Below are 25,379 nucleotides of genomic sequence, written 5' to 3' on the forward strand. Positions count from 1 at the left end.
TGACGAGTACAGGGATTCTGCTCCCCGTTGCAGAACTAGTTAGAATTGATGAATTAGACAAGATTGGAAGTAGCGTGAGTGGAAATAACGATGGGAAGAAGAATTAGAACGGAAAGAGGGATGAAAATGAATATGGAAGCCCTGTTCGGAGTGTTCCCCGAGCTTCAGTCAGACCGTGTGCGGCTGGCCAAGGTGGAAGAGAAGCATCTGGAGGAGCTATTCGAGATTTATAGCAATGACCGGGTGTTTGATTACTGCGGAATTATCCCCAAGCATAACAAGGACACGGTGAAGAAGATGATTCCGCATTTCGAGCGAGATTACATGAAGAAGTCCATTATCAAATGGGGAATCTTCAGCTGTGAGGACAAGGGCAGACTGGTTGGTATTGCCGAAGCCTTTAACTTCAATCAGAAAGTGAATATGGCCACGGTCGGATACTTTTTGGCGGAATCCCATTGGGGGAAAGGGCTGGCTTCCGAAACGGTGAGACTCCTTACACGCTTCCTGTTCGAGGAAGCCGATGTGAACCGGATTCAGGCGGAAGTGATGCCGGGTAACGGAGGGTCCAAGAAAGTGCTGCTTAAGAACGGTTATGTATATGAAGGGACACTGCGGCAGGCCTCCCTTTGGGCGGGCAAAGGCATCGTGGATCTGGAGGTGTACAGCCAGCTTAAAGGGGAGTACAAGATTGGGTAGGCGGATGAGTTCCTTGTTGGTGCAAGGGACTCTTGTTCAATTATAAGTAAAATGTAAGAAATAGTTTACAAAATGGACGAAATATTTTACAATGGCGCTAGAGGTGGTCCTATTGTTATCCAATAAATTAGTGATTTTCCGTGCAGAAAAGGGATGGACTCAAGAGCAACTTGCCAATCGAGTTGGAGTCAGTCGTCAAACCATTGCTACCCTTGAGAAGAACAAATATAATCCTTCCCTGATTCTCGCTTTTAAAATCTCAAATGCATTCGAGAAGCCGTTAACTGAGGTCTTTGATTATGGGGAGGAGTGATAGTATGTTGTGGTTAAAAGTTATATTTATTGTTGTGGTATTTGTTTGTCAGTTGTATGTGATTAGATTCCAGTCAAGCAGGGAAGGAAAAGATGAAAGAGGTAGGGGGATTCAATATAAAACTAATAATACTCTGTATAATGTTATGTATTTAAGTGTTATCGTCTTGATTGTTTTAAATTTATTAGACATAGTTACGACCAAATACTTACCCGACATATTGTTATATTTATTTCTAACTCTAAGTATCTTTGGTGGTGCCTTCACATATATCAACAAGACCCGCAAGAATTACTGAGTTAAAAAGAACTGATTAACTTGCTTAGAAGCAATAATCTACACGGAAACCGCTAATAGCAAAGACAGTAAGCCTCCTAAATGCGGAGACTGACTGTCTTTATTTGTGCGGGATGGACTGGTTTAATCTTGAAACATACTACTAGTGTTTTGTGATAGGCAAGGGATTTTATTGGTGTCCATTAAAGTTCAGGCGTCTAAATTGTCCTGGAGATGCCTCATACGGTCTCCGCCGCAGCTTCGTCCAGCCACAGGATCGCGGTAACGCCGCGAGGGTAGTAACGGCTGCCGCAGACCGAGCCGGCCATCATCTGATCACTCCAGCTCCAGAACGCATTCTCCTCTCTGGTCAACCAATTCACATGAGCCGCATCGGCCGCATGCTCCTGCTCTCCCTGCTTCAGACCGAGTAGGCGGCGGGCTACGAACTGGCATAGATAAATTTTGCTGAGCCATGAGTTATCACTGGTGGAGGAGAGCTTCCAGCCTCCGTCCGGGAACAGGCAGATGCCCGGCTGAAGCACGGCATAGAAGTGACGCTTCAGAGCAGACAGATATTCCCCGAAGCGCCCGCTTGGATCCAAGGCTTCTTCACAGCCGGTGAATAACGGGAATACAAGTCCTTCGATGGCAGGAATAATCCGGGAGTCGCCCCCCTCTTCAATCACGGCTGGAATATAGCCTTCCGGAGTGGCATGGGCTGTAAGGGTCCGTGCGCAGCGCTCTGCCTGCTCTCCAGCCAGGCTCTTCATGTCATCCAGGCCATTCTCCGCGAACAACCGCTCCATAGCCACATAAGCCGCCCAGCATTTGCCCGCCAGATAAATATTGCCCCGCGCCTGGCCGAGCGAGATGTCGAGGCTGTCGTAGGTGGTAATCTCGGCGCCCCCCATGGTCCGCGAGCTGTCCAGACTCATCAGACCACTGCGCTTAGCAGGATCCGGATGATCCCGGTTCACCATGCTGATCAGACACTGCTGCAGCAGGTCCAAATTATGTTCCAACCATTCCTGATCAGCGGTCTGGTGAACGTATACAGAGGCAGTCAGCACCCAATTGACAAGCTGTTCCTGTGTCATATGGGAGAAGCAGTCCGTGATGGCATGCTGTTCATATGCCGAGTAGCCTGGACGTGAGAAGGAATTCGCCACCCCCATATCATGGGTGAAGCTTACCCCACCGGGGTATTCGATCTCTTCACCGGGAAAGCGGACGGTGTCCTCATATTTGTAACGGGAGGTGAACAGGTCCAGTTCATTTCGAACGGTCCAGGGGTTCATTTTCAGCTCAAAGAACAGCTGGTCTACCGTCAAATCGAACGTATTCATCATCCGGTATTCCCCTTCGTTCACGATCCACAGCGGCTTGTCTTCGCTGATCAGCAGCTCGGTGCTGCCATAATAGCTGCGGATGGCATGAGCGAGCATGAACTTCTGATTGTCCGACAGAGCTGAAGAATCGATCAGATCGTCATTTCTCAGGCTAACCTCAACCTTGCGGTCGAAATGCTTCAGTGCGTATGAAGCCGCCTCCTCAATATTGGCGAAATAACGGGTATACAGGTATGCCGCATCCAGACCCGTGGTTACATAATCCCCCCGATAAAAGCATAGGGCGAAGCGGTAAGTCTCCCGTCTCCCAGCAGGGACATCCATAAGCAGGGCCCCGACAGGGCCGAGTCCGAATCTCAAATTCTCCTGCACCTTGGGCTGCAAAATATTCTCGATAGTGAAATGACCCGCACTATAGACACGCGGATCATCCGAGGCTATGGCGGTATGTCGTCCTTGTCCGACGCCGCACAGTCTGCCATCCGTAGTCTCTTCCAGTCTCCGTATAGCGGTATATGGATCAGTGCCCTGAAAGCCGAAGTAAGCCCGGCGGGTTGAGGTGCCTTCCGTATTATCTATGGTAATCTCGACGAGCACGGCCGGCAGCAGAGCGAACCTCAGCTCTTCCTCATCTGCGGACTGCGGCTCCGGTACGGAATCGAATGGGGAGTAGATGCGGAATATCAGATCACCAGCCTCCCAGGTATCGGTGGCCGCCCCGAATGTCCGGCGGATCTCCTCAGGTGCAAAGGGGCTGATCATGGAAGCTGCCGGCTCATCGGCCGTCTCGCCAGTCCCGGCTGTGTACCTCGTCGATTCGTCCCCGGCCTGATCATAGAAAGGCAGCGCCTGGAAATTGTCCCCGTCCAGCTCTTGCAGACCGATATATACATTCTGTTCGGGAGGTCTCCCGAACTCCAGATCAAAGCCCCCGCTGCGCCCAGGGAATCCTAATGTAAAGCTTGCAAAGGCACCGATGGGAGCGTGGTGGGCATTGAAAAATATTTTTTTATCCAATTTAACTGCCTCCTATCCATTACCAATTGGAATGTGATATCTTCATACTATCAAGGAATTAAAGCGCTTCCCATATCCAGAGTTGGATGTTATTTATCCAAATTCAGCAGTTGAGATGATAGAATGTCATGACTTTAGGAGGGGTGGAATGGACACGAGATCAGAGTTTGAAATCAAGGAAGTCATGCTGCCGGATATGGAATCGACCTTCCGGATCTTTGCCGCCCACTGGCGCAAGGTAACCCCGGAATGGACCTATCCCCAGCACACGCATCCGCTATTTGAGATTAATCTGCTGCTCGAAGGGAAGCAGGAGATGATGATCAATGGGAAGAGCTATGTGCAGAATCCGGGGGATATCATGCTGCTGAAGCCGGAAGACGCACATGAGAGCCGAAATGCTGGAGCCAGGGCGATGACGTACTACTGCATTCATTTCGATTCCGACGAGCGCGCACTTAGGGAATTGCTTCTTCAGGGGGAGCAGCGCTGCTACCCGCAGGGAAGTCCGCTCGCGCTGGCCATCCGGCCAAGTCTGGATAAGCTGATCTCTCTGGCCTTGCACGAGGATGAATGGAAGCTTCAGACGAAGATGATGACACTCTCCGCGGTATTTGAACTGTTCGGAGCCATAACTGGCTGTCTGACCGAACAGACAGGCCCGCCACTTACGAACACACGCGCTTCGCGTATTGCGGAGATGATTGCGGCAAGTCTCGAGCGTGTGGTGCTCGAAAGAGCGGAAGGAAAGCTTCATGAGAACGAGGATTCTGGAGAGACGGTCCAGTCCGTAATGACGGGTCTCGGATACAGCGCATCGGCATGTGCACGGATGTTTCAAGGCGTGTACGGCATATCCCCGCGCCAATATTTATCCCAGCTTAAGCTTAAGAAGGCCAAGCTGCTGCTGATGCAGCCCGAGCTGTCTGTGGAGAGGGTATCCCGGCTGCTTGGATATGGAGATATAGCCCATTTCAGCCGCCAGTTCAAACGCTGGACCGGGGAACCGCCTGGAAAGTTCAGAGCGCGTAATCACATCTAAGTCCAGCTTACCCGCCGAAAAGGACGGCTTCATCAAATAGAGGGAGAGGCATAGCGGATGCGGAGTCTTCAAAGATTCAATACCCTGCGTAATCAGATTTTTATCGGGTTTTTCCTAGTCATGGTGGTCATCTTCAGTGTGGCCGGCTTCTTCATCTTTGACAAAGTATCTTCACTGCTGAAGAACAATGCCGAGAAGCATATTCAGCAGACTGCTGTTCAGGCGAGCGGCCGGCTTGATGCGCTGATGACCCAGATTGACAGCATGACAGCCCAGGTAGCCGGGCATCCCTTCGTCCAGAAGCTGCTTCTGAGCAAAGTAAATGGTCAGGACATCACGTTCAATCAAAGGCAGTCCCTGCTCCAGATCGCGGGGAGCTATCAGGCGTACACCCCAGGAATTGAAGCGCTCGAGCTCTATACCAATGACGGAAAGCAGGTCTTTCCGATTCGGGAAGGAGGCTTGGACGGGAGGCTAGGCTCCCGGTACATCCATGAGGCTGATGTTCAAAAGGGCCGGCTGGTCTGGATCGGAATCGATCCGGATAATGCCCAGTCGGTACTGGCAATCCGCCGGGTCAACCTGTTCGATCGCTGGTTCTCTCCGGGTGGTTATCTGATCGCCCGTATCCAGCGGGGCTACTTTCAGCTTAATGACCCGGCCGCTGGGGGCGGGAACGGTGAGTCGATTCTGCTGGCTAATGACCAGGGACAGCCGCTCGGAATAGGAGATGTCTCGTCAGGACTCGACTTGTCCCAGCTGCTGCTCCATCGCGAGCAGACCGTCATGTTCCAGGGAAAAGAATATGTGATGGTGAAGCAGTACTCGGAATCGGCCAACTGGACACTCATCATCCTCACCCCGGTGAGTTATGTCACCAAGGGAATCTCGGTCCTGCGAACCGTATTGCTTGTCTCGGGAGGGCTCGCTGTTCTGGGCTTCCTCATTCTGTCTTTCATTCTGTCCACTATGCTTACCAGGCCTATCATCCATCTTATCCGGGCCATGCGCAGATCCAGGCTGGGTGTGCTGACGCCGAGTACTGAACCGGTCTCCACGATGGAGCTGCGGGAACTGAACCATTCTTATAACGAAATGGTCTATCATATCAATGAATTGATACGGGCCGTATATGAGAAAGAAATGCTGCAGAGCAAGGCGGAGCTCAAAGCGCTGCAGGCGCAGATTAATCCGCATTTCCTGTTCAATACGCTTGAAGCTTTCAACTGGTCACTGGAGGACAAGGGGGAAGAGGAACTCGCGGGCTTGGTCGTCGCCATGTCCAGACTGTTTCGCTACAACATAAGCAGCTCGCAGAGCAGTGAATGGGTGACGATACAGGATGAGCTGGATCAGGTGGAACGCTATCTGAAAATTATCCGCATGAGGCTCGGGGAGAGATTAACCTGGCGCATCCATCTCTCTCCCGAAGCGGCCCTTGTGCCCATTCCAAAGCTGCTGATTCAGCCTATCGTTGAGAACGCAATCCGCTATGGGGTGGAGAACAAGCTTGGGTGTGGCACCGTGTCCGTAAGTGTGGGTTTGTCTGTGAATCCGGGAGAAATCTTAATCTCCGTAGAGGATGATGGCTCCGGGATGGATGACAAGACGCTGTCGTCCCTGCGGCAGGGGCTGGCGGAAGGCAACTCTTTTGTATCCAAGAGCACGGGGGTGGGACTTGTGAATGTACAGCAGCGGCTGAAGCTTTATTATGGACCGGAGCGAGCCAGCGATAAGGGGCTGAGGATAGATAGCCAGCTTCATAAAGGGACCCGGGTGTATTTCGAGATCCCGGATGAACATGATCTGACAGGAAGCGGAGGGAATGAATAATTGCGAACCATATTGATTGTGGATGATGAACCGAGAACACGGCTGGGCATCAAGAAAGCTCTGGATATATGGGCAGCCGGGGATTACCGGATCGAGTGTGTGGATAGCGGGGTCCAGGCACTCGAATGGCTCTCACACGATACGGCCAACCTGCTCATTACTGATGTCTGTATGCCGGAGGTCAGCGGTCTCGATCTTATTCGTGGGCTGAGAGATCATCCGGTGAGACCCGTGGCTATCGTGATATCGGGTCATGCTGAATTTGAGTATGTTCAGGCTGCGCTTCGTTATGGAGCGGTCAATTATCTGTTAAAGCCGATTGAGAAGCAGGAGCTGCTGGAGGTGGTTACGCAGGCGCTCAAGCAGGAGGAAGACAGGCACCGGATCGAGAGAATGGAGAAGCTTGTAGATCCGAAGCTGCTTGCACTGGAAGATCAGAATGTGAGACTTGGCCAGCAGGTCAAAGAGGCGGCGGAGTACATCGAGGGCCATCTGGATGAGCCACTGACTCTGGCATTTCTTGCAGAACGCCTGCATATGAACGCCAGCTATTTCAGTGTGCTGTTCAAGGAACAGATGGGAATCCCGTTCACGGAATATTTAACACGCAGACGGATACAGCGGGCGAAGGAGCTGCTGCTTCAGACCCGGCTTCCGGTTGGCGAAATCTCGGAGCGCGTGGGTTACCAGACAGATAAATATTTTATTAAGGTATTTAAGCAGCAGGAGAAGATAAGCCCCAGCCGTTACAGACAGGAGGTCAGCGGTAACTCTGGCTCAATTGGTTAGATCTCATTCGGTTCAAGTCATCACCTTGGCGAGCTAAGTAAGTATACTGGCTCCTCGCAACTCCTCTTCTCAGATGATCCAATCAAAGTGGAATTATTCCTAATCATAGTGCCCTTATTGGAGGAGGCGCCCTTTGCTACAATCAAATTGTTAGCGGTTACATAAACGGCGATAATCAATGAGGAGGTCTATTCATGTTCAAAAAGATGACGATGTCCAGCCTGCTTCTGGCCTTAACCATGATGCTGGTCCTATCGGGCTGCGGAGGAGGATCCAAAGCGAATAACGGGACGGCGGACGCAGGTTCCAATGCAAGCTCCGGCGCAAATGGGGCTGGGGACAAGCAGGTTACCCTGAAGATGATGCATCTATGGCCGGCGGGAAGCTCCGCTCAGCAGAACAAGCTTGTGACCCAGATCATTGATCAATACCAGAAGGATCATCCGAATGTCACCATCAAGACAGAGATCATGGAGAATGAACAGTACAAGAACAAGCTCAAGGTTTTGTCGGCCTCCAATGAGCTTCCAGATGTGGGAATTACGTGGGCCGCAGGATTCCTGGAGCCTTATGTAAAAGGGAATCTATTCGCTCCTTTGGATGACATATTGGGCGGAGACCAGCTCAAGGACAAATTCGTACCGGGTACTGCCGAAGCCTACGCCATTAATGGCAAGACTTATGCGCTGCCAATTGAACTGAATATTACGCCAATCTATTACAACAAAGAAATATTTGCGAAATACAATCTGCAGGTTCCCACTACCTATGAACAATTCAAGCAAGCGGTAGATACCCTGGCCAAAGCCGGAGTTGAACCGATTGCGCTTGGCAATAAAGACAGATGGACCGGCTCCTTGTGGTATATGTATCTGGCTGACCGGATCGCCGGCAGCGATGCGCTGAAGAAAGCGATGGATGGATCAGGCAGCTTCGAAGATCCAGGTCTGATTCAGGCAGCCACCGAGGTGCAGAATCTGGTGGGTATGAATGCTTTTAACAAAGGATTTAACGGACTGTCCAACGACGAAGGTAAGTCTGAATTCATGAACGGGAAAGCCGCGATGTACCTGATGGGAACATGGGAAATTCCGAACTTCACGACGAACCCGGACATTCCTCAGGATTTCAAGGATAAGGTAGGCTTCTTCAAATTCCCGACCGTAGATGGCGGCAAAGGGAACGTGGACAGCTGGGTTGGCGGACCTGGAGTTGGCTTATTCGTAGCCGAGAATTCCAAGGTCAAGGAGGAAGCCAAGAAGTTCGTAGAATACTTCGTTGCCAAATGGGGTGAGCAGTCCGTGAAGGATGCAGGCGTTATCCCGGCCACTAAGGTGGACACCGCCAATATGAAGCTGCCTCAGATGTATGTCGATCTGCTTGGGGAGCTGAACAAGGCAAGCAATATCACTTTATTCGCAGATGTACAGCTGAAGCCCGATGCTGCACAGACACATTTGGACATGATTCAGGCCTTGTTCGGTAAAGCGGTCACTCCTGAAGAGTTCGCGAAGAAGCATCAAGAGGCGGTGCAGGCGGGCAAATAGCCCGTCCTTGCTCTGGCCGAGTCCAGTATGAAAGAAGTGAATGCGTTATGGATAAAGTGATGTCGAACAAGCGGGTGATTGCCCTGTATGTGGTGCCATCGCTGCTCCTTCTCCTCGGGATTGTCTATATTCCTATCATTCTGACCGGCTACTATGGTCTTAATAAATGGGATGGAATCAGTCCGATGATCTTCATTGGCCTGGATAACTATCAAGCATTGATTAAGGATTCAGCATTCTGGCAGAGTGCCTATCATTCCCTGCTGCTGGCCGTATTCTCAGGTCTCAGCCTGATCGGTTATCTGGGAATTGCCCTGGTCCTCTCCGGGAAGATCAAGGCGGCTAACCTTCTGCGCAAAATCTATCTCATTCCGATGCTGCTCTCCTCTGTGGCGATTGCCCAGCTGTGGATCAAAATCTATCATCCGAGTAACGGGGTTCTAAATGTGTTCCTTAGCTCACTCGGAGTCAGTGACCCGCCGTCCTGGCTGGCCGATCCCAAGATTGTGCTGTTCTCCCTGTTCGTGCCTATTGTATGGCAGTATGCGGGATTCTATATTCTCATCTATTATGCAGGTCTCAAGAATATCCCTGAATCGCTGATGGAAGCTGCCCGTATAGACGGGGCCAGCAGCTGGCAGATTGCCACGCGGATCAAGCTTCCGCTCGTCACGGAGATCATTAAAGTAACCATCGTATTATCTATCGTCGGCTCCTTGAAATATTTTGACCTGATCTATGTCATGACGGACGGAGGGCCGAATGGGGCAAGTGAAGTCATGGCTTCGTACATGTACCACAAAGCATTTCGCAGCTTCGACTTCGGCTACGGCAGTGCGATCGGCTTTTTCCTGCTCCTGATCTGCCTGATTGCGACGTTCCTGATCCGGAAGGCCACGGCCTCCAAGGATACGGTTCAATTTCATTAAGAAAGGAGGGGGATATCTGTGAAGACGGAAGCAATGCCTGCGTATCCGCTCGGAACTTCCGGTGCTGTTCAGCGAATCGGACGCAGAACCGGAACCCTGCTCATGTATCTGGTGCTTATGCTTGTAGCGGTACTACAGATCCTGCCGCTGGTGTGGCTGATCCTGTTCTCACTGAAGAACAATCAGGAAGTGCTAGGCGAGCCCCCGTTCTCAATTCCGCTGCATCCGCATTGGGACAACTATGTGAATGTATGGACGAGCGGGAATATCGGGGTGTATTTCCTGAATAGTGTGTGGATAACCGCTTGTGCTCTGGCTTTGACGGTATTACTAGCCAGCTTTGTGACTTACGCAGTAACCCGAATGAAGTGGAGAGGACGTTCATTTGTATTAGGATTGTTCATGGTCGGACTCATGATCCCGGTCCACTCCACCTTGATTCCACTGTTCAGCACATTTCAGAAGCTGCATTTAATCGACAATCCCTTATCACTGATTCTCTCTTACACGGCCTTTAATCTGCCGACGACCATTATGGTTCTGCTGGGCTTCTACTATGCACTGCCGAAGGAGGTCGAGGAGGCTGCGATTATGGACGGCTGCTCGGTCAACCGGATGTTCCTCAGAATCATCCTTCCGATGACCTCATCAGTCCTGGCTACCACGGGAATTATCAATATGATCTATAACTGGAATGAATTTATCTTCGTGAACACCTTTATCAGCTCAGATGTATACAAGACGTTAACCGTCGGAGTACAGAACTTTATCGGACAATATACGACCGATTGGGGAGCGATCGGGGCTACGCTGATGATCAGCATTCTGCCGATCCTGCTCGCTTTCCTGCTCCTGAGCGACCGGATCGTGGAAGGCATCTCTGCGGGATCGGTGAAGGGGTAGTTCTCAGACACCAGGCAATGTGCTGGTAAGACCAGTTCTCTCATAATGAATTAAATCCCCCAGTGAAGTGTGACTCATTGGGGGATTTATATCTTTTATGGAGTAACAGGAACGGTAATCTCAAGATCTTTGTTATGGATCGGCTTGGGCAGTTGTCTAGTAACAAGCATAAGTTTTTGGTCTGGCTGGAAGGCTGGGTATTCCCGCATGAATTTATATTGAACAGGGTCGATCAGTTCAGCAGCCTTATCATGCAGCATGTACTTTGCACCAGATTCATCTTCAATCCAGAACGGATTTGACTGACCATGAGGATCTGCGCCTTCGGTTTGATAATAGACAAGGGTCTTGTCTTTAAGGAACTGTACTTGGTAGACCTTAAGCTGACCGATATCACCCTGTGACAAGATAATAGGATGATCCTCACTAGGTGCTCGATCCAAGAGCACGCGTGTTTCTTTATCTGGTACTGAGCTTTGGCTCGAATCATTGGCAGGACTAATGGTAACGAATTTTGGTATTCCTTGAGCCGGTCCGAACAATTGCTTAAATTGGGTTATTTCTACCCCATTCTTGGTTTGTCCGCCTCCGCTTCCACTGTGAGGTTCAAGCACGACTCCTTTGTCGTCGGTTACTGTAAACGTCATTACGTCACTGTTAGCTGGCCGCTTCACCTCAACGTCAAGCTCGGTGGTGCTTGGTGTGAAGAGTACTTTTTTGATAGTAAGGGTGACATTACCGGATGTCTTGGAGATCATAGGAATGACTACCTTGTTGCTGGAATCTGTTCTCTTAACGGGGAAGCTGAAGTTCCAAGATCCGGTTGTATCTCCGATCTGAGACACGCTCATGGTAAGCTCAAATTGATCCGGCAGCTTCTCATTGGGGGTTAAGTTAATGACCCCGGCGTAGGTATGATCATCTAACCGGTTACCTGTCCCGCTACCAGGAAATGATACGGGCTTACCATTAATGGCATATTTAACTTGCCTTAATTCCTGGATACCTTTAGGAGACTTTTGAATATATCCCAATGTGAGTCTCGATCCGTCATACATAACCTCAGACAGCTCAAGTGTAATTCCTTGATCCGTAATTCGCTGGGCAATGGTAGTAGTCAATCCCTGCTCATCCGCCGTCTTAAGGCCAAAATCCCCGGCAATCTCAAACACCTTCTGTATACCTGGAATCTGCTTGAGCGCAGAGGCCATTGCTGGAGAGACGAAGGCTGAGCCAAGGCCGCATATCACAACGAGAGCAGCAGCTGTAGTGCTTATTACTAGCGGCTTACGCCATTTTCGCACTGCAGGTTGTTCAGGCAGTAATGCAAGCGTAGCGTTGATCCGGTCGAGAACGACTTCCGGCAGCTTGTCCTTCTGTTCTCCGGTAACCTTCATAAGTTCAGCATCCAAATTAATAGGATTCATATCCAACCTTCCTCTCATTCGATCCTTCTAAAAATTCCGCAAGAATTTGTCTAGCCCGATGTAGACGGGATTTAACGGTTCCTTCAGGTGTACCAAGAATTTCAGATATTACCTTCAGGGGTATATCCTCATAGTAATGAAGTGTAACTACTAGTCTGAGGGTTTCCTCCAGCTGCTCAATTGCCTTTTGAAGGTCAATATTCCTGTAACTATCCATTGAAGAAGAGTCTCTTAGCAGCTTGTCCGATACAATAACCTTCTTCTCCCTGCGAAGTATGGTATTACACTCATTAATAAGAATCCGGAATATCCATGTTTTGAAGAAGGCAGGCTCTTTCAACGTGTGAATGGAGCGATAAGCCTTCAGTATGGTCTCTTGAATGGCATCTGCACAGTTCTCATCCTGTTTCAAGATAGACCTCGCGACGTTGTAGAGACTTAATTCATTGGCTTTGATAAGCCGCACGAATGCTTCCTTATTGCCTTTTCTGGCAAGTATAATATCTTGTTCTAACTGCTGCACATTGTTAAACCTCCTGTATTGGATTCTATTAATTAGATGCGGCAGGCCTGCATCGGGTTCACGAACATGAAACTTTTGTTCAATTATTTTAAGATGAACAGCTGAAAATACATATAAGCTCGATGAATTCCTCGTTTGTACACTCAGGAAATATATGCTAAATTTGAACTCAAGACGTAAGGAACGGTTCAAGGTCAGACAGAACAGAGGGAGGTTGCTGCTTATGGCGCCAGTCGTGTCGGAGGATTATAAATTGCGGAAGAAGCAGGACATCCTGTCCAGCGCACTGATCTGCTTCGCCAAGAAGGGCTACCAGCAGGCTACCATGGATGACATCGTAGAACAATCCGGGTTCAGCAAAGGGGCCATTTATAATTATTTCAGATCCAAAGATGAGATATATTTTGAAGCTGTAAATGAGAATACATCCAGCCTTCAGAATGTGGTCAAAGAACAGCTTCAGCAGCTGCCTGCTTCGATAGATAAAGTATCCTTCCTGTTCGATACGTATCTGGGTAATAACCACCAGGATCAGGCCGAGAAGGCGCTGTTTCAGGTCTACTATGAATTCCGTCTGCAGTCCTGCCGGGACGAGAAGATTGCTAGCTTCCTGAAGAAGCGGAGGCAGGATCTGTTCATTAACCTGATCCGGGACATCATAACAGAGGGACAGGCTCGAGGCGAGATTCGGGCTGATCTCGATGCAGGGATACTGGCTCATACGTTCTGGGGGCTGATTGACGGGGCATCCATCTGTGTGGTGACTGACCCGGACTATCCCTATGAGGCTGCGCTGACCCAAATGAAACAAATGTTTCTTAACTTTTTAAGTTAAGAATAATCATATACCGCTGACTAAAGCCTACTGCCGGATTTTCCGGGATTAGGTTTTTTTTGCGTCACGAGAAGTTAGATCAAGTTTGAAAACAGGAAAAAAATGTGATTAAATAAAATAGACTAATTAGTCTATTTAGGTGGCAGGAATAAAATATATTTTATTATGGGAGGCTTATCGTATGGAATCACAAACTCTTGATCCCAAGATTCAGTTGGCTGTGGAACAGTACAAAGCTTTAGAAGAGAAGATCGCCCATTTCGTCATGATTGGAAGTCTGCTTGATTGGGATCAGAAGGTAACCGCTCCCAAGAAGGGCAGAGGTCTTTTTGCGAAGGCGATAGGCACGTTCAGAACAGAGGAATTCAAACTATCCATCTCACAGGAGATGGGAGAACTTTTACATATATTATCCGCAGATGACGTACGTGAACAGCTGGATGAAATTACACAGGCGCAGATTCGGGAGCGATTAGAGGAATACAACCGCTCGCGGAAGATTCCTGAAGAGATGTACCGCGATTATGTTGTGCTTACCGCCAAGGCGAACGATGCTTGGGAAGAGGCAAGAGAGACGAATGATTTCAGCGTCTTCCAGCCTTTCCTGGAGAAGATCGTTGACTATAACCGGAAAGTCACCGAGATTTACGGATATGAACAGCATCCCTATGATGCGCTGCTTCATCAATATGAGCCGGGTCTTAGTACAGCCGTTCTGGACCCGCTGTTCGCCAAGCTGAGAGAGACGAGTGTTGCCCTGCTTGAGAGAATTAAGAAGTCTGGCAATAAGCCGTCTGTGGAGATTTTTGAGCAGGGTTATGATGTAGAGCAGCAGAAGAAGTTCAATGCGTACTTCCTTCCGATCATCGGCTTCGATATGCAGGCCGGCCGGCTTGATGAGACGGTCCATCCTTTTGCCCAGCCAATGAATACCGGCGATGTCCGCATTACGACAAGATATCTCCGGGACAATGTGCGTTCGGCGGTGTTTGGGACGATTCACGAAGCAGGACACGGTATTTATGAGCAAAATATAGATCCGCGGCTTGAAGGCACGGCCCTGTCTACAGGTGCCTCCTTTGGGATCCATGAGTCCCAGTCCAGGTTCCTGGAGAATATGGTCGGCCGCAGCGAGCAGTTCTGGACATTCTTCTATCCGAAGATTCAGGAACACTTCCCGCAGCAGCTGGGACACGTAAGTCAGCAGGACTTCTACCAGGCGGTGAACACGGTACAGCCTACAATGATTCGTGTAGAGGCGGATGAACTGACCTATAACCTGCATATTATGATTCGGTATGAGATTGAGAAGGCGGTCATCGGCGGGGAGATTGAAGTCAAGGACCTGCCTTCCATCTGGAATCAGAAGATGCAGGAGTATCTGGGCATTACCCCGGCTACGGATACGGAAGGTGTACTGCAGGATGTACATTGGTCCTTTGGCGGCTTTGGCTACTTCCCGTCCTATTCTCTTGGCAATCTATACGCGGCGCAGTTGCTGAATACGATTGTACGCGAACTGCCTGATTTCTACTCCGATATTGAAGCAGGTAACTTTGCGGGGATTCAAGCCTGGTTGAAGGAGAATGTTCACCGCTACGGTAAGCTGTACACGCCGGAGCAGCTAATCCGCAAAGTTACAGGTGAGGATTTGAAGGCGGATTATCTAGTCAATTATTTAGAGGAAAAGTACAGCCGAATCTACAGTCTGTAGATTTAACCCATTACTACGTCCCACACAGAAAGGGAGCATACCTATGGCCGAAGATCTTAAATCGCTTAAATATTTGGATGGCCGCAGAATTTTCCTCCGCAGGATCGCGGAGACCGATGTGGATTATTTGCTTGAGGCTGTGTCAAATCCAGTGATTCGGAAGCTTACCGGAACTACCTCGTTCTTCACGAAGAAGCAGCTCGAGCAGGCTGTTGAGAGATGGAGCCTGGATGACAGCCGGATGGACCTGCTTATTTGCCTGAAATCCGACTTCAAAGTGATCGGCGATCTCGCCGTTCTGGATGTGGATCACCGGGAGAGAAAAGGCAGCTTCCGTATTGCCATCACCAATGAGGCTTATATGAGCCATGGATATGGAAGCGAAGCTTTGCATCTAATTATTCCGTATATGTTCGATACGCTTAACCTTCGTAAGATCAACATTAATGTGTATGCCTTTAACGAGAGAGCCATCAAGACTTACGAGAAGTTAGGCTTTGTTCAAGAAGGAATCATACGGGAAGACCTGTATTTCGAGGGTCAGTATTATGACAATATCCTGATGGGACTGTTCAAGGATGAATATATTCCTGTGAAGTAAGCCTAGGGGTAATTCTTAAGATCAACTTATTTATTAGCTCAAGCCTATGTAGGCTTGGGCTTTTTTTATGTCTTTTATTGTGTGGAGTAGTCCATGTGATCTTGCAAATATGAATTTGATTGGTTTTATAAGCGTGATATTTTTCGGGTTATCAATTATATATAGGTCTGGTCTTACAAAGCCGGATCATTGCTGAAAGCAGCGGAACGAAAGGAAGGATTGCGGACAAGCGGCAGCGGTCGCCTTTGTTTTCAGATTTACACTGCTAGAACTATTCAAATAAATCTGGAAACAACAGCGAGGGGAGCAACATTCCGTTCGTGGAGCGTCGCACGGAGCACCACTTGGTCCTGCACTGGTCAAACTTTGGAATCCGTACTATGATATTCAGTGAATACTTGAGAGGAGATGAACGACATGGAGCTGACTTTTACAACTGGCAAATAACCATGGTGGTTGTCTCAGCGGATTCAGCCACCCTTCAATCTGATTAAAGGTGGTCAACCCATATGACAGTAAATGAATATGAGATTATAGAAAGATTGCCAACCGTTGCCGAGCATCAATTTCTGTGGGAATCGGTAGGCTGGGGAGATGTGAATACCGGGATGACGGAGGCTTCAATTGCGGCCTCGGTATATGGCGTAGTCGCTGTTCACCAGGGCGTTACGGTCGGCATGGGCCGGGTTGTTGGCGACGGGGTAATGTACTTCTACATACAGGACGTTGCCGTACTGCCTGAACACCAGGCTTCAGGTGTAGGCAGCCGCATGCTGGAACAGCTCCTTAGCTTCATCAAGACATCGAGGTACCCGGAAGGGGTCGCTTTTATTGGTCTGTTCGCTTCTGAAGGCAAGGAGAAGTTCTACGAGAAGTACGGATTCCGGGACTATTCCCCAGGCATGACAGGGATGTTCACGGTAATGGATAAATAGCTGATCCAGCAAGATGAGGAACGTCCCTTGTGGCAGAGGGATGTTCCTATTTCTGTGTTAGATGAGATGAACATATGAAGAACAATTCTATCTTCAGAGAGGGGTTTATTTATGCGAAAAGAAAGTTTTGTGCAGCCTGATCCGCAGAGCTGGCTTAGCCAATTTCAATTCTCCATTCCGATTAAGGTACGTTACTGCGAGACGGATCTGCTGGGCCATGTGAATAATGTGAGCTATTTCATGTATTTTGAACAAGGGAGAATTGAGTACTTCGAGAATCTGGGCTTAACGGATGCGCTGTTCAGTGAGGAGCAGGTATCTGTGGTTGCTGATCTGGAATGCCAGTACCTGGCACAGATCTACTTAAGGGATCCGCTCAAGCTGTACATAAGAGTGGCAAAGCTGGGCCGTTCTTCTATGGATATCGAATATGCCTTAACTTCGAATAATGAACTGAAAGCGGCGGGGCGCGGTGCCATTGTGTTAATGGACACGAAGAGCGGGAGGAGTACCCCGATTCCTGATTCGGCACGGGAAGTGATCAGCTCGTACGAGAGAATGGGATGAATAAGTAAGGGTTGACGAATGTGAGCAATCCCGTTAATATACATATAGGGGTATGTGTATTTTGACTTCAAATAGTTAACATACATCATACTCTTTCCCTACTATTTTTTTTGGCCGTCAACATACCCCTGTGGGTATATAAATAATAAAATGAGGTGAGAACAATAGAAGCTGTGACTAACTTGACCGCTACGGCGGCTGCACCCGAGCGTACTACCATTGTTCTATTCAGCGGAGAGATGGACAAAGCTATGGCCGCTTTCATTATTGCTAATGGAGCAGCAGCCTTTGATCATGAGGTTACCATTTTCTTCACGTTCTGGGGTCTGAACGCCCTGCGCAGAGATGAAGCTGTGAAAGTGAAGAAAGGAATGCTGGAGAAGGCTTTCGGCTGGATGATGCCTCGTGGCGCGAAGAAGATGGGGCTATCCAAAATGAACTTTATGGGCATGGGTCCGAAAATGATTCAGCATGTGATGAAGAAGCATGGTGCGCTGTCGCTCCCGCAGCTTATTGAGTTGGCTCAGGAGCAGGGTGTGAAGCTGGTGGCCTGCACGATGACGATGGACCTGCTTGGTCTTCAGCAGGAAGAGTTGATTGATGGACTGGAGTATGCGGGCGTGGCCGCTTATCTGGGTGATGCGGCAGAGGCCAAGGTCAATCTGTTTATCTAATAAGGCTTACTTTTTGGTATAATACATGTATAGGTATATGCGTGAAAGGAGCAGTTAACTATGGGTTACATGTATCATGATGATATTAAGAAGCGGCTTCGCCGGATTGAAGGCCAGGTGCGCGGTGTGCTCAGGCTGATGGAAGAGGAGAAATCGTGCAAGGAGGTTGTCAGCCAATTGTCTGCCATCCGCAACGCAGCGGACAAGGCTCTTGCCCAGATCGTAGCTGAGAATCTGCAGCAGTGTATTCTGGATGAACAAGAAGCAGGCGGCGACTCGGGCAAAATGGTCCAGGAAGCGATTGAGCTGCTGGTTAAAAGCCGCTAATATCGCCAGCTATTCTTATAAGAACGGCCTCGTCCCTTTCAATTAAGGACGAGGCCGTTTTTTCCTGAATTAGTCTTGATCAAGACCCGCATAGAACAGCAGGTAGTTCTCCATTTGGCTGCTCCAGTAGGCATCATCATGCTTCCCGCCCGGATTCACATGCAGCTCGTAAGATTTGGTCGGGCGCTTGACCAGTACCTGATCCAGCGTCTTCAAGGCCCCAAGGAAATCATCCTTGTCTCCCATGTCGAGGTAGATCCGCTGCTTGTTCAGCTTCTGGGTTCCGGCAAGAAGGATAGGATCATTCATCTTGCGGGCAGCTTCAGTCGGATAGATGAGCTTCTCCAGCACATCCCACATCGGTCCTACGAACAGGGCCGGGGAGTGACCGCCAACCTTGCCAAACAATTCAGGATGAGAGAATCCAATGTGCAGGGCAGCGAATCCGCCCATGGAGGTTCCACCCAGATAACGGCTGCTGCGGGATTTGTTCGTCTTGAAATGAGTGTCGATATAATGGATCACATCCTTAGTGATGTAATCCTCATATTTGCCTTTGTAGAGAACACCCTCATCTTCGGGCTTGCCGCTCTCGGGCACTGTACCGGTCTGTTCCGCCGAGTTCACGCCAAAGCTGTTATCCATCATCGGGGCAACAATAATCAAAGGTTCGATCTTGCCGCTTGCAATCAGTTCATCCGCCTTTTCCGTGATCTTAAGGCTATTCCACCAATGGTCCTCGTTCATCTTGTAAGCATGGAGTACATAGAGTACAGGATACTTGCTTTGAGCGTCATAATTCGGAGGCAGGTAGACGTTAAGGTGCATATTCTTCTGAAGCGAATTGCTGTAGAAGTTCACTTTCATGGTTGAAGAAGAGGAATGTTCCTTGGCCGCTGAAGCCCCTGCAACAGGCTGGACAAGCAGAGCAATGAACAATGCCAGGATTAGACCTTTAATCATTTTCATACCTAAATCTCCCGCTTTCTTATCTGGATTAGTGTGGCTTATCCAAAGTCTAGCAGGAAGTATGCTGGGCTGTGTACTGAGAATCGGCAGGCTCTTCCTGCAAATCGGCAGTAGTGGCTGAAGTCATATCATCTTAGCTATGGCTGTTAAGCATCCAGCAGTATTTATTCCTGTATTCTGCTGGCGAATATCCCGAGTATTTGCGGAAATGACGGATGAAATGGGCATCATCACGGAATCCGATTCTTTCCATAATCTCTGTAGTCGGCAGGAGTGTATTGCGGAGCATGGAGTCCGCCATCGTCATTCGGAGATTGTTCACATAGGCGATCAGAGAAAGGCCGGTGGATCTTTTGAATTGTTCCCCGAGCGTGGTCTTGTTCAGGTGAAACACTGAAGTCAAATCCTCCAGCTTGATCTTCTCTCTGTAGTGGGTATGCAAATATTCAAGGACCGGCTTCACCGTGTCAGGAACATTATGGGGGACTGCGGCCGGGGTAAAGACGGCTCTCTGATAAGATCTTCGGATGAGGAACAACAATTCCATCAGATAAGACCGGCTGCGGCAAGGCCAATAGTAATCCATTTGCTCATGCAGATGGGTACTCATCTCTTCAAGAAGCTCTGCAACGTGCCTTGCCGCTGAGGGATCCAGCGGAATACATCCGCCGTAGCCATCTTTACGTTCTGTGAAAGGTTCTAGCAGCCACAAGTCTTGAGAGTCCGTGACTGTAAATCCATGTCCTTCTTCTTCCATGGCATCAAGATTTCCGAGTCTTTCATTCAATACGCTGGGTGTAAAGGACAATATGTAAGAGGAAAGAGGCACACTGGCTGTAAGACAGATTTGCTCCTGGGGCCGACAACAATATACGCCAGGGGAAAGGATTGGATAGACCTGTGTCCCAATCTCAATCATTCCGTGACCTTCTTCAATCAGAATCAGTACATATCTTAATGTGGATGGGAGCCTTCGAGTCTCTTTGGGCAGGATCTCCTCTCTGCGGCAGAGTAATCCCATTCTATAGCCGGCATGAAAAGTTCTTCCTTCGATCCACTCCTCCATAATCTTCCTCCTAATATTTCAATTTTTACCAATCAACCTAAATGAATAATAACAGTCGTGTATGCATAGAATCAACGGATTTTGCTGCAAATTAGGGAACCGTCGGAGTGATTGGGTTTCATAAAAGATTATAAAATGGCTGCCATCTCCAATTTTTATATGAAATTTGCAGCAATTGTTAGGGTGTTCTTATGAGGAAGAGCCCATTAGAATGTTAAACAGCAACTTTGGGAAGCGCTTACAATAAATCAATCCAGAACAGGAGGGAATTTATGTTCAAGAAAGTGCTTAGTCTCGCTATCATCGCTGCCGTAGCGCTGCCTATTATGGGGGGATCCCCATCCGGCGCTCAGGCCAAGGAAAGGCAGCCGGCGGTCAAGAGCCAGGCCTATGACTGGGGACGTGCCAAGGTGGTGGGAGGAGGGTTCATTCCGGGAATTGTATACAATACGAAGGAGAAGGATCTGATCTATGCTCGGACAGATATGGGCGGCGCGTATCGATGGAATCCGGCTACCCGTTCATGGATTCAGCTGCTTGACTCGGTCAGCTTCAAAGAGTGGAACATGCTGGGGGTGGAGAGTCTTGCCACAGACCCGGTGGAGCCGAATCGCCTGTATGTGGCATCAGGTACGTATACGAATGACTGGACGGATATGAACGGTGTCCTGCTGCGCTCGGCAGATAAGGGGAATACCTGGAAGCGAACCGAGCTTCCCTTCAAATTGGGTGGAAATATGCCCGGCCGCTCGATGGGGGAACGCCTGGCGGTTGATCCGAACAATAACCGTGTGATCTATATGGGAACGCGAAGCGGCAACGGACTCTGGCGCAGTACCGACTACGGGGCAACCTGGAGCAAGGTAACGAGCTTCACGGCTGTAGGAAATGTGAAGGATTACTATAATGATCTGGTCGGCGTGGTCTGGGTGACCTTTGATCCGTCCTCGGGAAGCCGGGGGAACAATACACAGACGATCTATGTCGGAGTTGCGGATACCGAGCACAGCATTTATAGAAGTACGGATGGCGGACAGACCTGGGAAGTGTTGCCTGGTCAGCCGGAGCAGGGATTCCTTCCGCATCACGGCGTATTATCGGGCAATGGCAATTTGTATGTAACCTATACCAAGGAGATCGGTCCATATAACGGCGGTGAGGGCTCGGTCTGGAAATACAACACAGCTTCCGGCAAATGGACAGATATCAGCCCGACCGGAGCCGGGATGACAGACAGCCCTTATGGCGGATTGGCCGTAGACGCCCAGCATCCGGATACCCTTATGGTCGCAACCATGAACAAATGGTGGCCGGACGAGTTCATTTACCGCAGCACAGACGGCGGCCAGACCTGGAAATCTTTCTGGACACTGGATTACTCGAAAGATCCATCAAGACAGAATAACTACACGATTGACTATTCGGCTTCGCCTTGGCTCGATTGGGGAGAGAAGAAGAACCTTCCTGAGCAGAATCCGAAGCTCGGCTGGATGATCGGCGATCTGGAGATCGATCCGTTCAATTCAGACCGCATCATGTACGGAACAGGAGCTACCTTGTATGGCTCGAACAATGTGACTGAACTGGACAAGGGGCAGAATGTGAACATCTCCGTAATGGCTGAAGGGATTGAAGAGACTGCTATTCTTGGCTTGATCAGTCCCCCATCGGGAGCACCACTGCTCAGCGCGATGGGTGATATTGGCGGCTTCCGTCATGAGGATCTGACAAAGGCTCCAAGCATGATAACGAATCCGACTCTGGGAACCAGCACGGACATTGATTTTGCGGAGCTGAATCCGAATATTGTGGTGCGCGTGGGCAATGCGAGCGGGGAAGCGCCGCGAATGGGCGTATCCACAGACAACGGTAGAACGTGGAAGCCGGCGGCAAATGCCTGGCCAGTCGCGAAAGAGGATGAGACTGGCGGAGGACATGTGGCTGTCGCTGCTGATGGTTCATCTATAGTCTGGAGCCCTTCCAATGATCAGACGCCTCGTCCTGTAAGCTATACAAGCGATATGGGAGCTACCTGGATGGCTTCTGCGGGAATTCCGAACGGAGCAAGAGTCTCTTCCGATCGGGTGAATCCGGCTAAATTTTACGGGATAGCAGATGGTAAATTCTATCTCAGTACAGATGGCGGAGCGAACTTTAGAGTAACTCAAGCAGCCGGGTTGCCAACCCAACTCACGAGTAATTTCAAAGCTATGCCTGGCGTAGAGGGGGATATCTGGATTGCTGCTGCAGGTGACAACAAGAACAGCACCAGTGTATTTGGGTTATGGCACTCGGTAGATTCAGGAGCTACTTTTAAGAGACTGGAACAAGTACAAGAAGCCGCTACGATTGGGTTTGGCAAGGCTGCACCAGGCAAGAAGACGATGGCTCTATATTCGTATGCAAGTATCCAGAATAAGTTTGGAATCTACCGTTCCGATGACAATGGACGGAGCTGGGTGCGGATTAATGACGACCAGCATCAATTCGGTTCCGCGAATGTGACAATTACTGGTGATCCGAGAGTATATGGGCGGGTATATGTAGGTACGAACGGACTTGGCGTCGTAATCGGGGATCCTGCCGGGAAGTCCCCGGAGCATGATAACAAGCCGCCCAAGATAGATATGATTAGCAAAAGCGGCTCTGTCCGTGCAGAGAATTATGTTCTGACCGGCAAGGTAAGCGAGGACCTGGAGAACGGGGCGGTTACGGTCATATTTAACGGCGGAGAAGCCGAACAGATTCCTGTAGTGAAGGGGCTGTTCAGCAAGACCTTTGCCCTAGCGGAAGGGAAGAATACCTTCGAGATTGAAGCCAAGGACTTGGCAGGTCATCAATCTCAGAAGAAGCTCACGGTGATCTACAAAGGGCCTAAGAAATGAAATGAGATGGAGAACATGTTAGACTAACTGGGACAACGGAAATGATGGGAGGCTTCATTCATGGGAGAGAACAAGATGGAAGTAGTAAAATGGGGCATTCTCGGTACAGGATGGATCGCACAGCAATTTGCGGATGATTTGGCTTATGTGGAGAATGCCGAGTGTCTAGCTGTTGGTTCGCGCTCTATCGAAAGCGCTTCTAAGTTTGCTGAAGAGCACGGCGCAGCCCGCGCCTATGGAAGCTATGAGGAGCTCGCAGGAGATGTGGATGTGGATGTGATCTATGTGGCTACGCCGCATCCTTTTCATAAAGATAATACATTGACCAGCCTGCTGGCCGGGAAGGCCGTGCTGTGTGAGAAGCCTTTTACCGTGAATAGTGCTGAACTTGAAGAGATGATCAAGCTGGCCCGGGAGAAGAAGCTGTTCTTGATGGAGGCCATGTGGACCCGGTTCCTTCCCTCAATCGTCAAAGCAAGGGAATGGATCGAAGAAGGAAGAATTGGCGAAGTGCAGCTGGTGAAGGCCGAATTCGGCTTCAAGATGGATTGGAATCCGGAGCATCGTCTGCTGAATCCGGATCTGGGCGGGGGAGCTCTGCTCGACACCGGGATCTATCCCGTCTCCTTCGCGTCCATGATCTTCGGGGCCGCACCGAAGGCGATTTCAAGTACAAGCCGAATGGGTACAACCGGAGTGGATGAGCAGTTCTCCATCCTGCTGGATTATGGCGCAGGCAAGTCCGCTTTGTTAAGCGGTGCCATCTCACTGGGGCTGACCAATGATGCTTACATTCATGGTACCAAAGGGTACATTCATATTCCTTCCTTCCTGAATGCGAAGACGGCTTCCTTGCATGCAGAGGGGGAAGAAGTGGAAGTGTTCACCGATGATCGCCAGTCGGCAGGTTACAATTACGAGGCCGAGGCTGTGGGACGGTACCTTCGTGAAGGCCAGCTGGAAAGTCCGGTAATCTCTCTGGACGAATCCCTCGGTATTATGAAGCTGCTGGATGAAGTGCGCGCGCAGTGGGGCTTCAAGTATCCGTTTGAATGACCTGTTATAGGTGAGAAAAGAGCATAAGTGGCGTCACAGATCTCATATCTGTGGCGCCATTTCTAGTCTGCGGAGCAGTTGAGTGATTCCGGAGAAGCGCCAGCTACCGCCTTTGTTCGGGGATTCCCGCTGTAGCAAGTTCATTTCAAGGAATCCAAGAACAACAGCGGACGGAAGAGTATACGAATGCGCAGTTCATCTTTACCCTGGTTTATATCTGGAGCATTCCATTAAGCTATTAAGGCTTAATCCTGATGAATGCACTGAGATTTCTTTGATAAACATCTCGGGAAGTATTAAAATCAAATTTATATTAATATATTTCAATATTTAAATGGAAAGCAAGATGAGGTGTAATGATGAATAAGAAAGCTGTATTTTTCGATGTGGATGACACGCTCTACGATCATTTATCGCCTCTGCGCAGTGCTTTAGTGGAGGTCCTTGGACTGACAGAGGATTTTCCCTATGAGAAGGCCTACTATTTATTCCGTTATTACAGCGACCTTCTCTCTGACGAGGAAGGGCTCTCTGCGGTGCCGGACAAGTCCAAGATGGAGCGTATGCGCAAGAGGAGATTTATGCTGAGCCTCGCAGAGCTCGGGGTAGACGTAACGGAGGAGCAGGCCGGCAGACTGCAGGAAGCCTATTTGCGGGGGCAGTTCGAGATTAGACCGTTCGACGGCGCGGCGGCACTTATTCGCAGGTTGAGCGGAGCTGGTTATGTTGTGGGCCTGATCACCAATGGTCCCCTGGAACACCAGATGAGCAAAATAGCAGCCATGGAGATCGAGAAGCTGGTGCCGGAAAGTCATATCTTTATCTCCGGTGCTGTGGGAATAGCCAAGCCGGATCCCCGTCTGTTCACCCATGTCAATGAAAGCACAGGAACGCTTGCGGCTGACTGCCATTATATTGGAGACTCCTGGCGCAATGATGTCGTAGGCAGTCTGGGTGCAGGATGGACCTCAATTTGGTTCAATCATAGGGGGGCCAAGCCGGAATCGGATCATGAGCCTCATCATATCGTGTCTACTTTTGAGGAGATTGGTACATTGTATGGAATGAACGAGCTGCACAAGGGAACGAATTAATTGCCT

Annotated in this window: 24 protein-coding genes; 19 read left to right on the forward strand and 5 right to left on the reverse strand. The window is 49.5% G+C overall.

The window, feature by feature from the left end:
- The first annotated feature begins 126 nt into the window (after positions 1-126).
- The 3 genes from ACEN86_RS04145 to ACEN86_RS04155 all read left to right on the forward strand — a co-directional run bounded on the left by ACEN86_RS04145 (position 127) and on the right by ACEN86_RS04155 (position 1,310).
- Positions 127-699: a GNAT family N-acetyltransferase gene (locus ACEN86_RS04145; protein WP_495633099.1), complete on the forward strand. Its 573-nt coding sequence runs from the start codon at positions 127-129 to the stop codon at positions 697-699.
- A 91-nt stretch (positions 700-790) separates the two neighbouring features.
- Entirely contained in the window at positions 791-1,012 is a 222-nt protein-coding gene (locus ACEN86_RS04150; RefSeq protein ID WP_495633100.1) for a helix-turn-helix transcriptional regulator, read from the forward strand.
- Between the two features lie 4 nt (positions 1,013-1,016).
- Positions 1,017-1,310, forward strand: coding sequence for a hypothetical protein (locus tag ACEN86_RS04155; protein ID WP_495633101.1), 294 nt, complete (start codon positions 1,017-1,019; stop codon positions 1,308-1,310).
- Positions 1,311-1,527: 217 nt separating this feature from the next.
- Here ACEN86_RS04155 and ACEN86_RS04160 read toward each other — a convergent pair whose 3' ends face one another.
- Entirely contained in the window at positions 1,528-3,657 is a 2,130-nt protein-coding gene (locus ACEN86_RS04160) for a glycoside hydrolase family 52 protein (protein WP_495633102.1), read from the reverse strand.
- 148 nt (positions 3,658-3,805) lie between these two features.
- On the opposite strand from ACEN86_RS04160, the gene ACEN86_RS04165 reads away from it, so the two are divergent.
- From ACEN86_RS04165 to ACEN86_RS04190, 6 genes are all read left to right on the forward strand, one after another.
- The gene (locus tag ACEN86_RS04165) at positions 3,806-4,699 is read left to right on the forward strand and encodes a helix-turn-helix domain-containing protein (protein WP_495633103.1); all 894 of its coding nucleotides are present in this window, start codon (positions 3,806-3,808) and stop codon (positions 4,697-4,699) included.
- Between the two features lie 57 nt (positions 4,700-4,756).
- Positions 4,757-6,532 (forward strand): cache domain-containing sensor histidine kinase, encoded by a 1,776-nt coding sequence (locus ACEN86_RS04170; protein WP_495633104.1) that lies wholly within the window; start codon positions 4,757-4,759, stop codon positions 6,530-6,532.
- Complete coding sequence (locus tag ACEN86_RS04175) at positions 6,533-7,321, forward strand: response regulator transcription factor (protein ID WP_495633105.1); 789 nt, start codon at positions 6,533-6,535, stop codon at positions 7,319-7,321.
- A 194-nt stretch (positions 7,322-7,515) separates the two neighbouring features.
- Positions 7,516-8,868 (forward strand): extracellular solute-binding protein, encoded by a 1,353-nt coding sequence (locus ACEN86_RS04180; protein ID WP_495633106.1) that lies wholly within the window; start codon positions 7,516-7,518, stop codon positions 8,866-8,868.
- Positions 8,869-8,915: 47 nt separating this feature from the next.
- The gene (locus ACEN86_RS04185) at positions 8,916-9,797 is read left to right on the forward strand and encodes a carbohydrate ABC transporter permease (RefSeq protein ID WP_495633107.1); all 882 of its coding nucleotides are present in this window, start codon (positions 8,916-8,918) and stop codon (positions 9,795-9,797) included.
- A gap of 18 nt (positions 9,798-9,815) precedes the next feature.
- Complete coding sequence (locus ACEN86_RS04190) at positions 9,816-10,700, forward strand: carbohydrate ABC transporter permease (RefSeq protein WP_495633108.1); 885 nt, start codon at positions 9,816-9,818, stop codon at positions 10,698-10,700.
- A 95-nt stretch (positions 10,701-10,795) separates the two neighbouring features.
- Here ACEN86_RS04190 and ACEN86_RS04195 read toward each other — a convergent pair whose 3' ends face one another.
- Positions 10,796-12,127, reverse strand: coding sequence for a DUF4179 domain-containing protein (locus tag ACEN86_RS04195; RefSeq protein ID WP_495633109.1), 1,332 nt, complete (start codon positions 12,125-12,127; stop codon positions 10,796-10,798).
- Positions 12,114-12,650 carry a sigma-70 family RNA polymerase sigma factor gene (locus ACEN86_RS04200; protein WP_495633110.1) on the reverse strand — a complete coding sequence of 179 codons (537 nt, stop codon included), beginning with the start codon at positions 12,648-12,650 and terminating at the stop codon, positions 12,114-12,116. The genes ACEN86_RS04195 and ACEN86_RS04200 overlap by 14 nt, the downstream gene beginning before the upstream one ends.
- 223 nt (positions 12,651-12,873) lie before the next feature.
- On the opposite strand from ACEN86_RS04200, the gene ACEN86_RS04205 reads away from it, so the two are divergent.
- The 7 genes from ACEN86_RS04205 to ACEN86_RS04235 all read left to right on the forward strand — a co-directional run bounded on the left by ACEN86_RS04205 (position 12,874) and on the right by ACEN86_RS04235 (position 18,303).
- Complete coding sequence (locus tag ACEN86_RS04205) at positions 12,874-13,485, forward strand: TetR/AcrR family transcriptional regulator (protein ID WP_495633111.1); 612 nt, start codon at positions 12,874-12,876, stop codon at positions 13,483-13,485.
- Positions 13,486-13,666: 181 nt separating this feature from the next.
- On the forward strand, positions 13,667-15,199 hold the full coding sequence (locus ACEN86_RS04210) for a carboxypeptidase M32 (protein ID WP_495633112.1): 1,533 nt from the start codon (positions 13,667-13,669) through the stop codon (positions 15,197-15,199).
- A gap of 43 nt (positions 15,200-15,242) precedes the next feature.
- On the forward strand, positions 15,243-15,800 hold the full coding sequence (locus ACEN86_RS04215) for a GNAT family N-acetyltransferase (protein ID WP_495633113.1): 558 nt from the start codon (positions 15,243-15,245) through the stop codon (positions 15,798-15,800).
- Positions 15,801-16,309: 509 nt separating this feature from the next.
- Complete coding sequence (locus ACEN86_RS04220) at positions 16,310-16,735, forward strand: GNAT family N-acetyltransferase (RefSeq protein ID WP_495633114.1); 426 nt, start codon at positions 16,310-16,312, stop codon at positions 16,733-16,735.
- A gap of 111 nt (positions 16,736-16,846) precedes the next feature.
- A complete protein-coding gene (locus tag ACEN86_RS04225; protein WP_495633115.1) occupies positions 16,847-17,302 on the forward strand; it encodes an acyl-CoA thioesterase in 456 nt (151 codons plus the stop codon).
- Positions 17,303-17,484: 182 nt separating this feature from the next.
- Entirely contained in the window at positions 17,485-17,976 is a 492-nt protein-coding gene (locus ACEN86_RS04230; protein WP_495633116.1) for a DsrE/DsrF/DrsH-like family protein, read from the forward strand.
- A gap of 60 nt (positions 17,977-18,036) precedes the next feature.
- Complete coding sequence (locus tag ACEN86_RS04235) at positions 18,037-18,303, forward strand: metal-sensitive transcriptional regulator (RefSeq protein ID WP_495633117.1); 267 nt, start codon at positions 18,037-18,039, stop codon at positions 18,301-18,303.
- Positions 18,304-18,372: 69 nt separating this feature from the next.
- Here the strand turns inward: ACEN86_RS04235 and ACEN86_RS04240 are convergent, their stop codons facing one another.
- Both ACEN86_RS04240 and ACEN86_RS04245 read right to left on the reverse strand, forming a co-directional pair.
- The gene (locus tag ACEN86_RS04240) at positions 18,373-19,272 is read right to left on the reverse strand and encodes an alpha/beta hydrolase (protein ID WP_495633118.1); all 900 of its coding nucleotides are present in this window, start codon (positions 19,270-19,272) and stop codon (positions 18,373-18,375) included.
- A 133-nt stretch (positions 19,273-19,405) separates the two neighbouring features.
- Positions 19,406-20,338, reverse strand: a complete 933-nt coding sequence (locus ACEN86_RS04245) for a helix-turn-helix domain-containing protein (protein WP_495633119.1) — start codon at positions 20,336-20,338, stop codon at positions 19,406-19,408.
- A 272-nt stretch (positions 20,339-20,610) separates the two neighbouring features.
- Here ACEN86_RS04245 and ACEN86_RS04250 point away from each other — a divergent pair, with 272 nt between their 5' ends.
- From ACEN86_RS04250 to ACEN86_RS04260, 3 genes are all read left to right on the forward strand, one after another.
- Positions 20,611-23,223 (forward strand): xyloglucanase, encoded by a 2,613-nt coding sequence (locus ACEN86_RS04250; RefSeq protein ID WP_495633120.1) that lies wholly within the window; start codon positions 20,611-20,613, stop codon positions 23,221-23,223.
- Positions 23,224-23,283: 60 nt separating this feature from the next.
- A complete protein-coding gene (locus tag ACEN86_RS04255; protein WP_495633121.1) occupies positions 23,284-24,279 on the forward strand; it encodes a Gfo/Idh/MocA family protein in 996 nt (331 codons plus the stop codon).
- A 356-nt stretch (positions 24,280-24,635) separates the two neighbouring features.
- On the forward strand, positions 24,636-25,373 hold the full coding sequence (locus tag ACEN86_RS04260) for an HAD family hydrolase (RefSeq protein ID WP_495633122.1): 738 nt from the start codon (positions 24,636-24,638) through the stop codon (positions 25,371-25,373).
- Positions 25,374-25,379: the final 6 nt, after the last annotated feature.

The sequence above is a fragment of the Paenibacillus sp. Paensp111 genome (assembly GCF_059492195.1).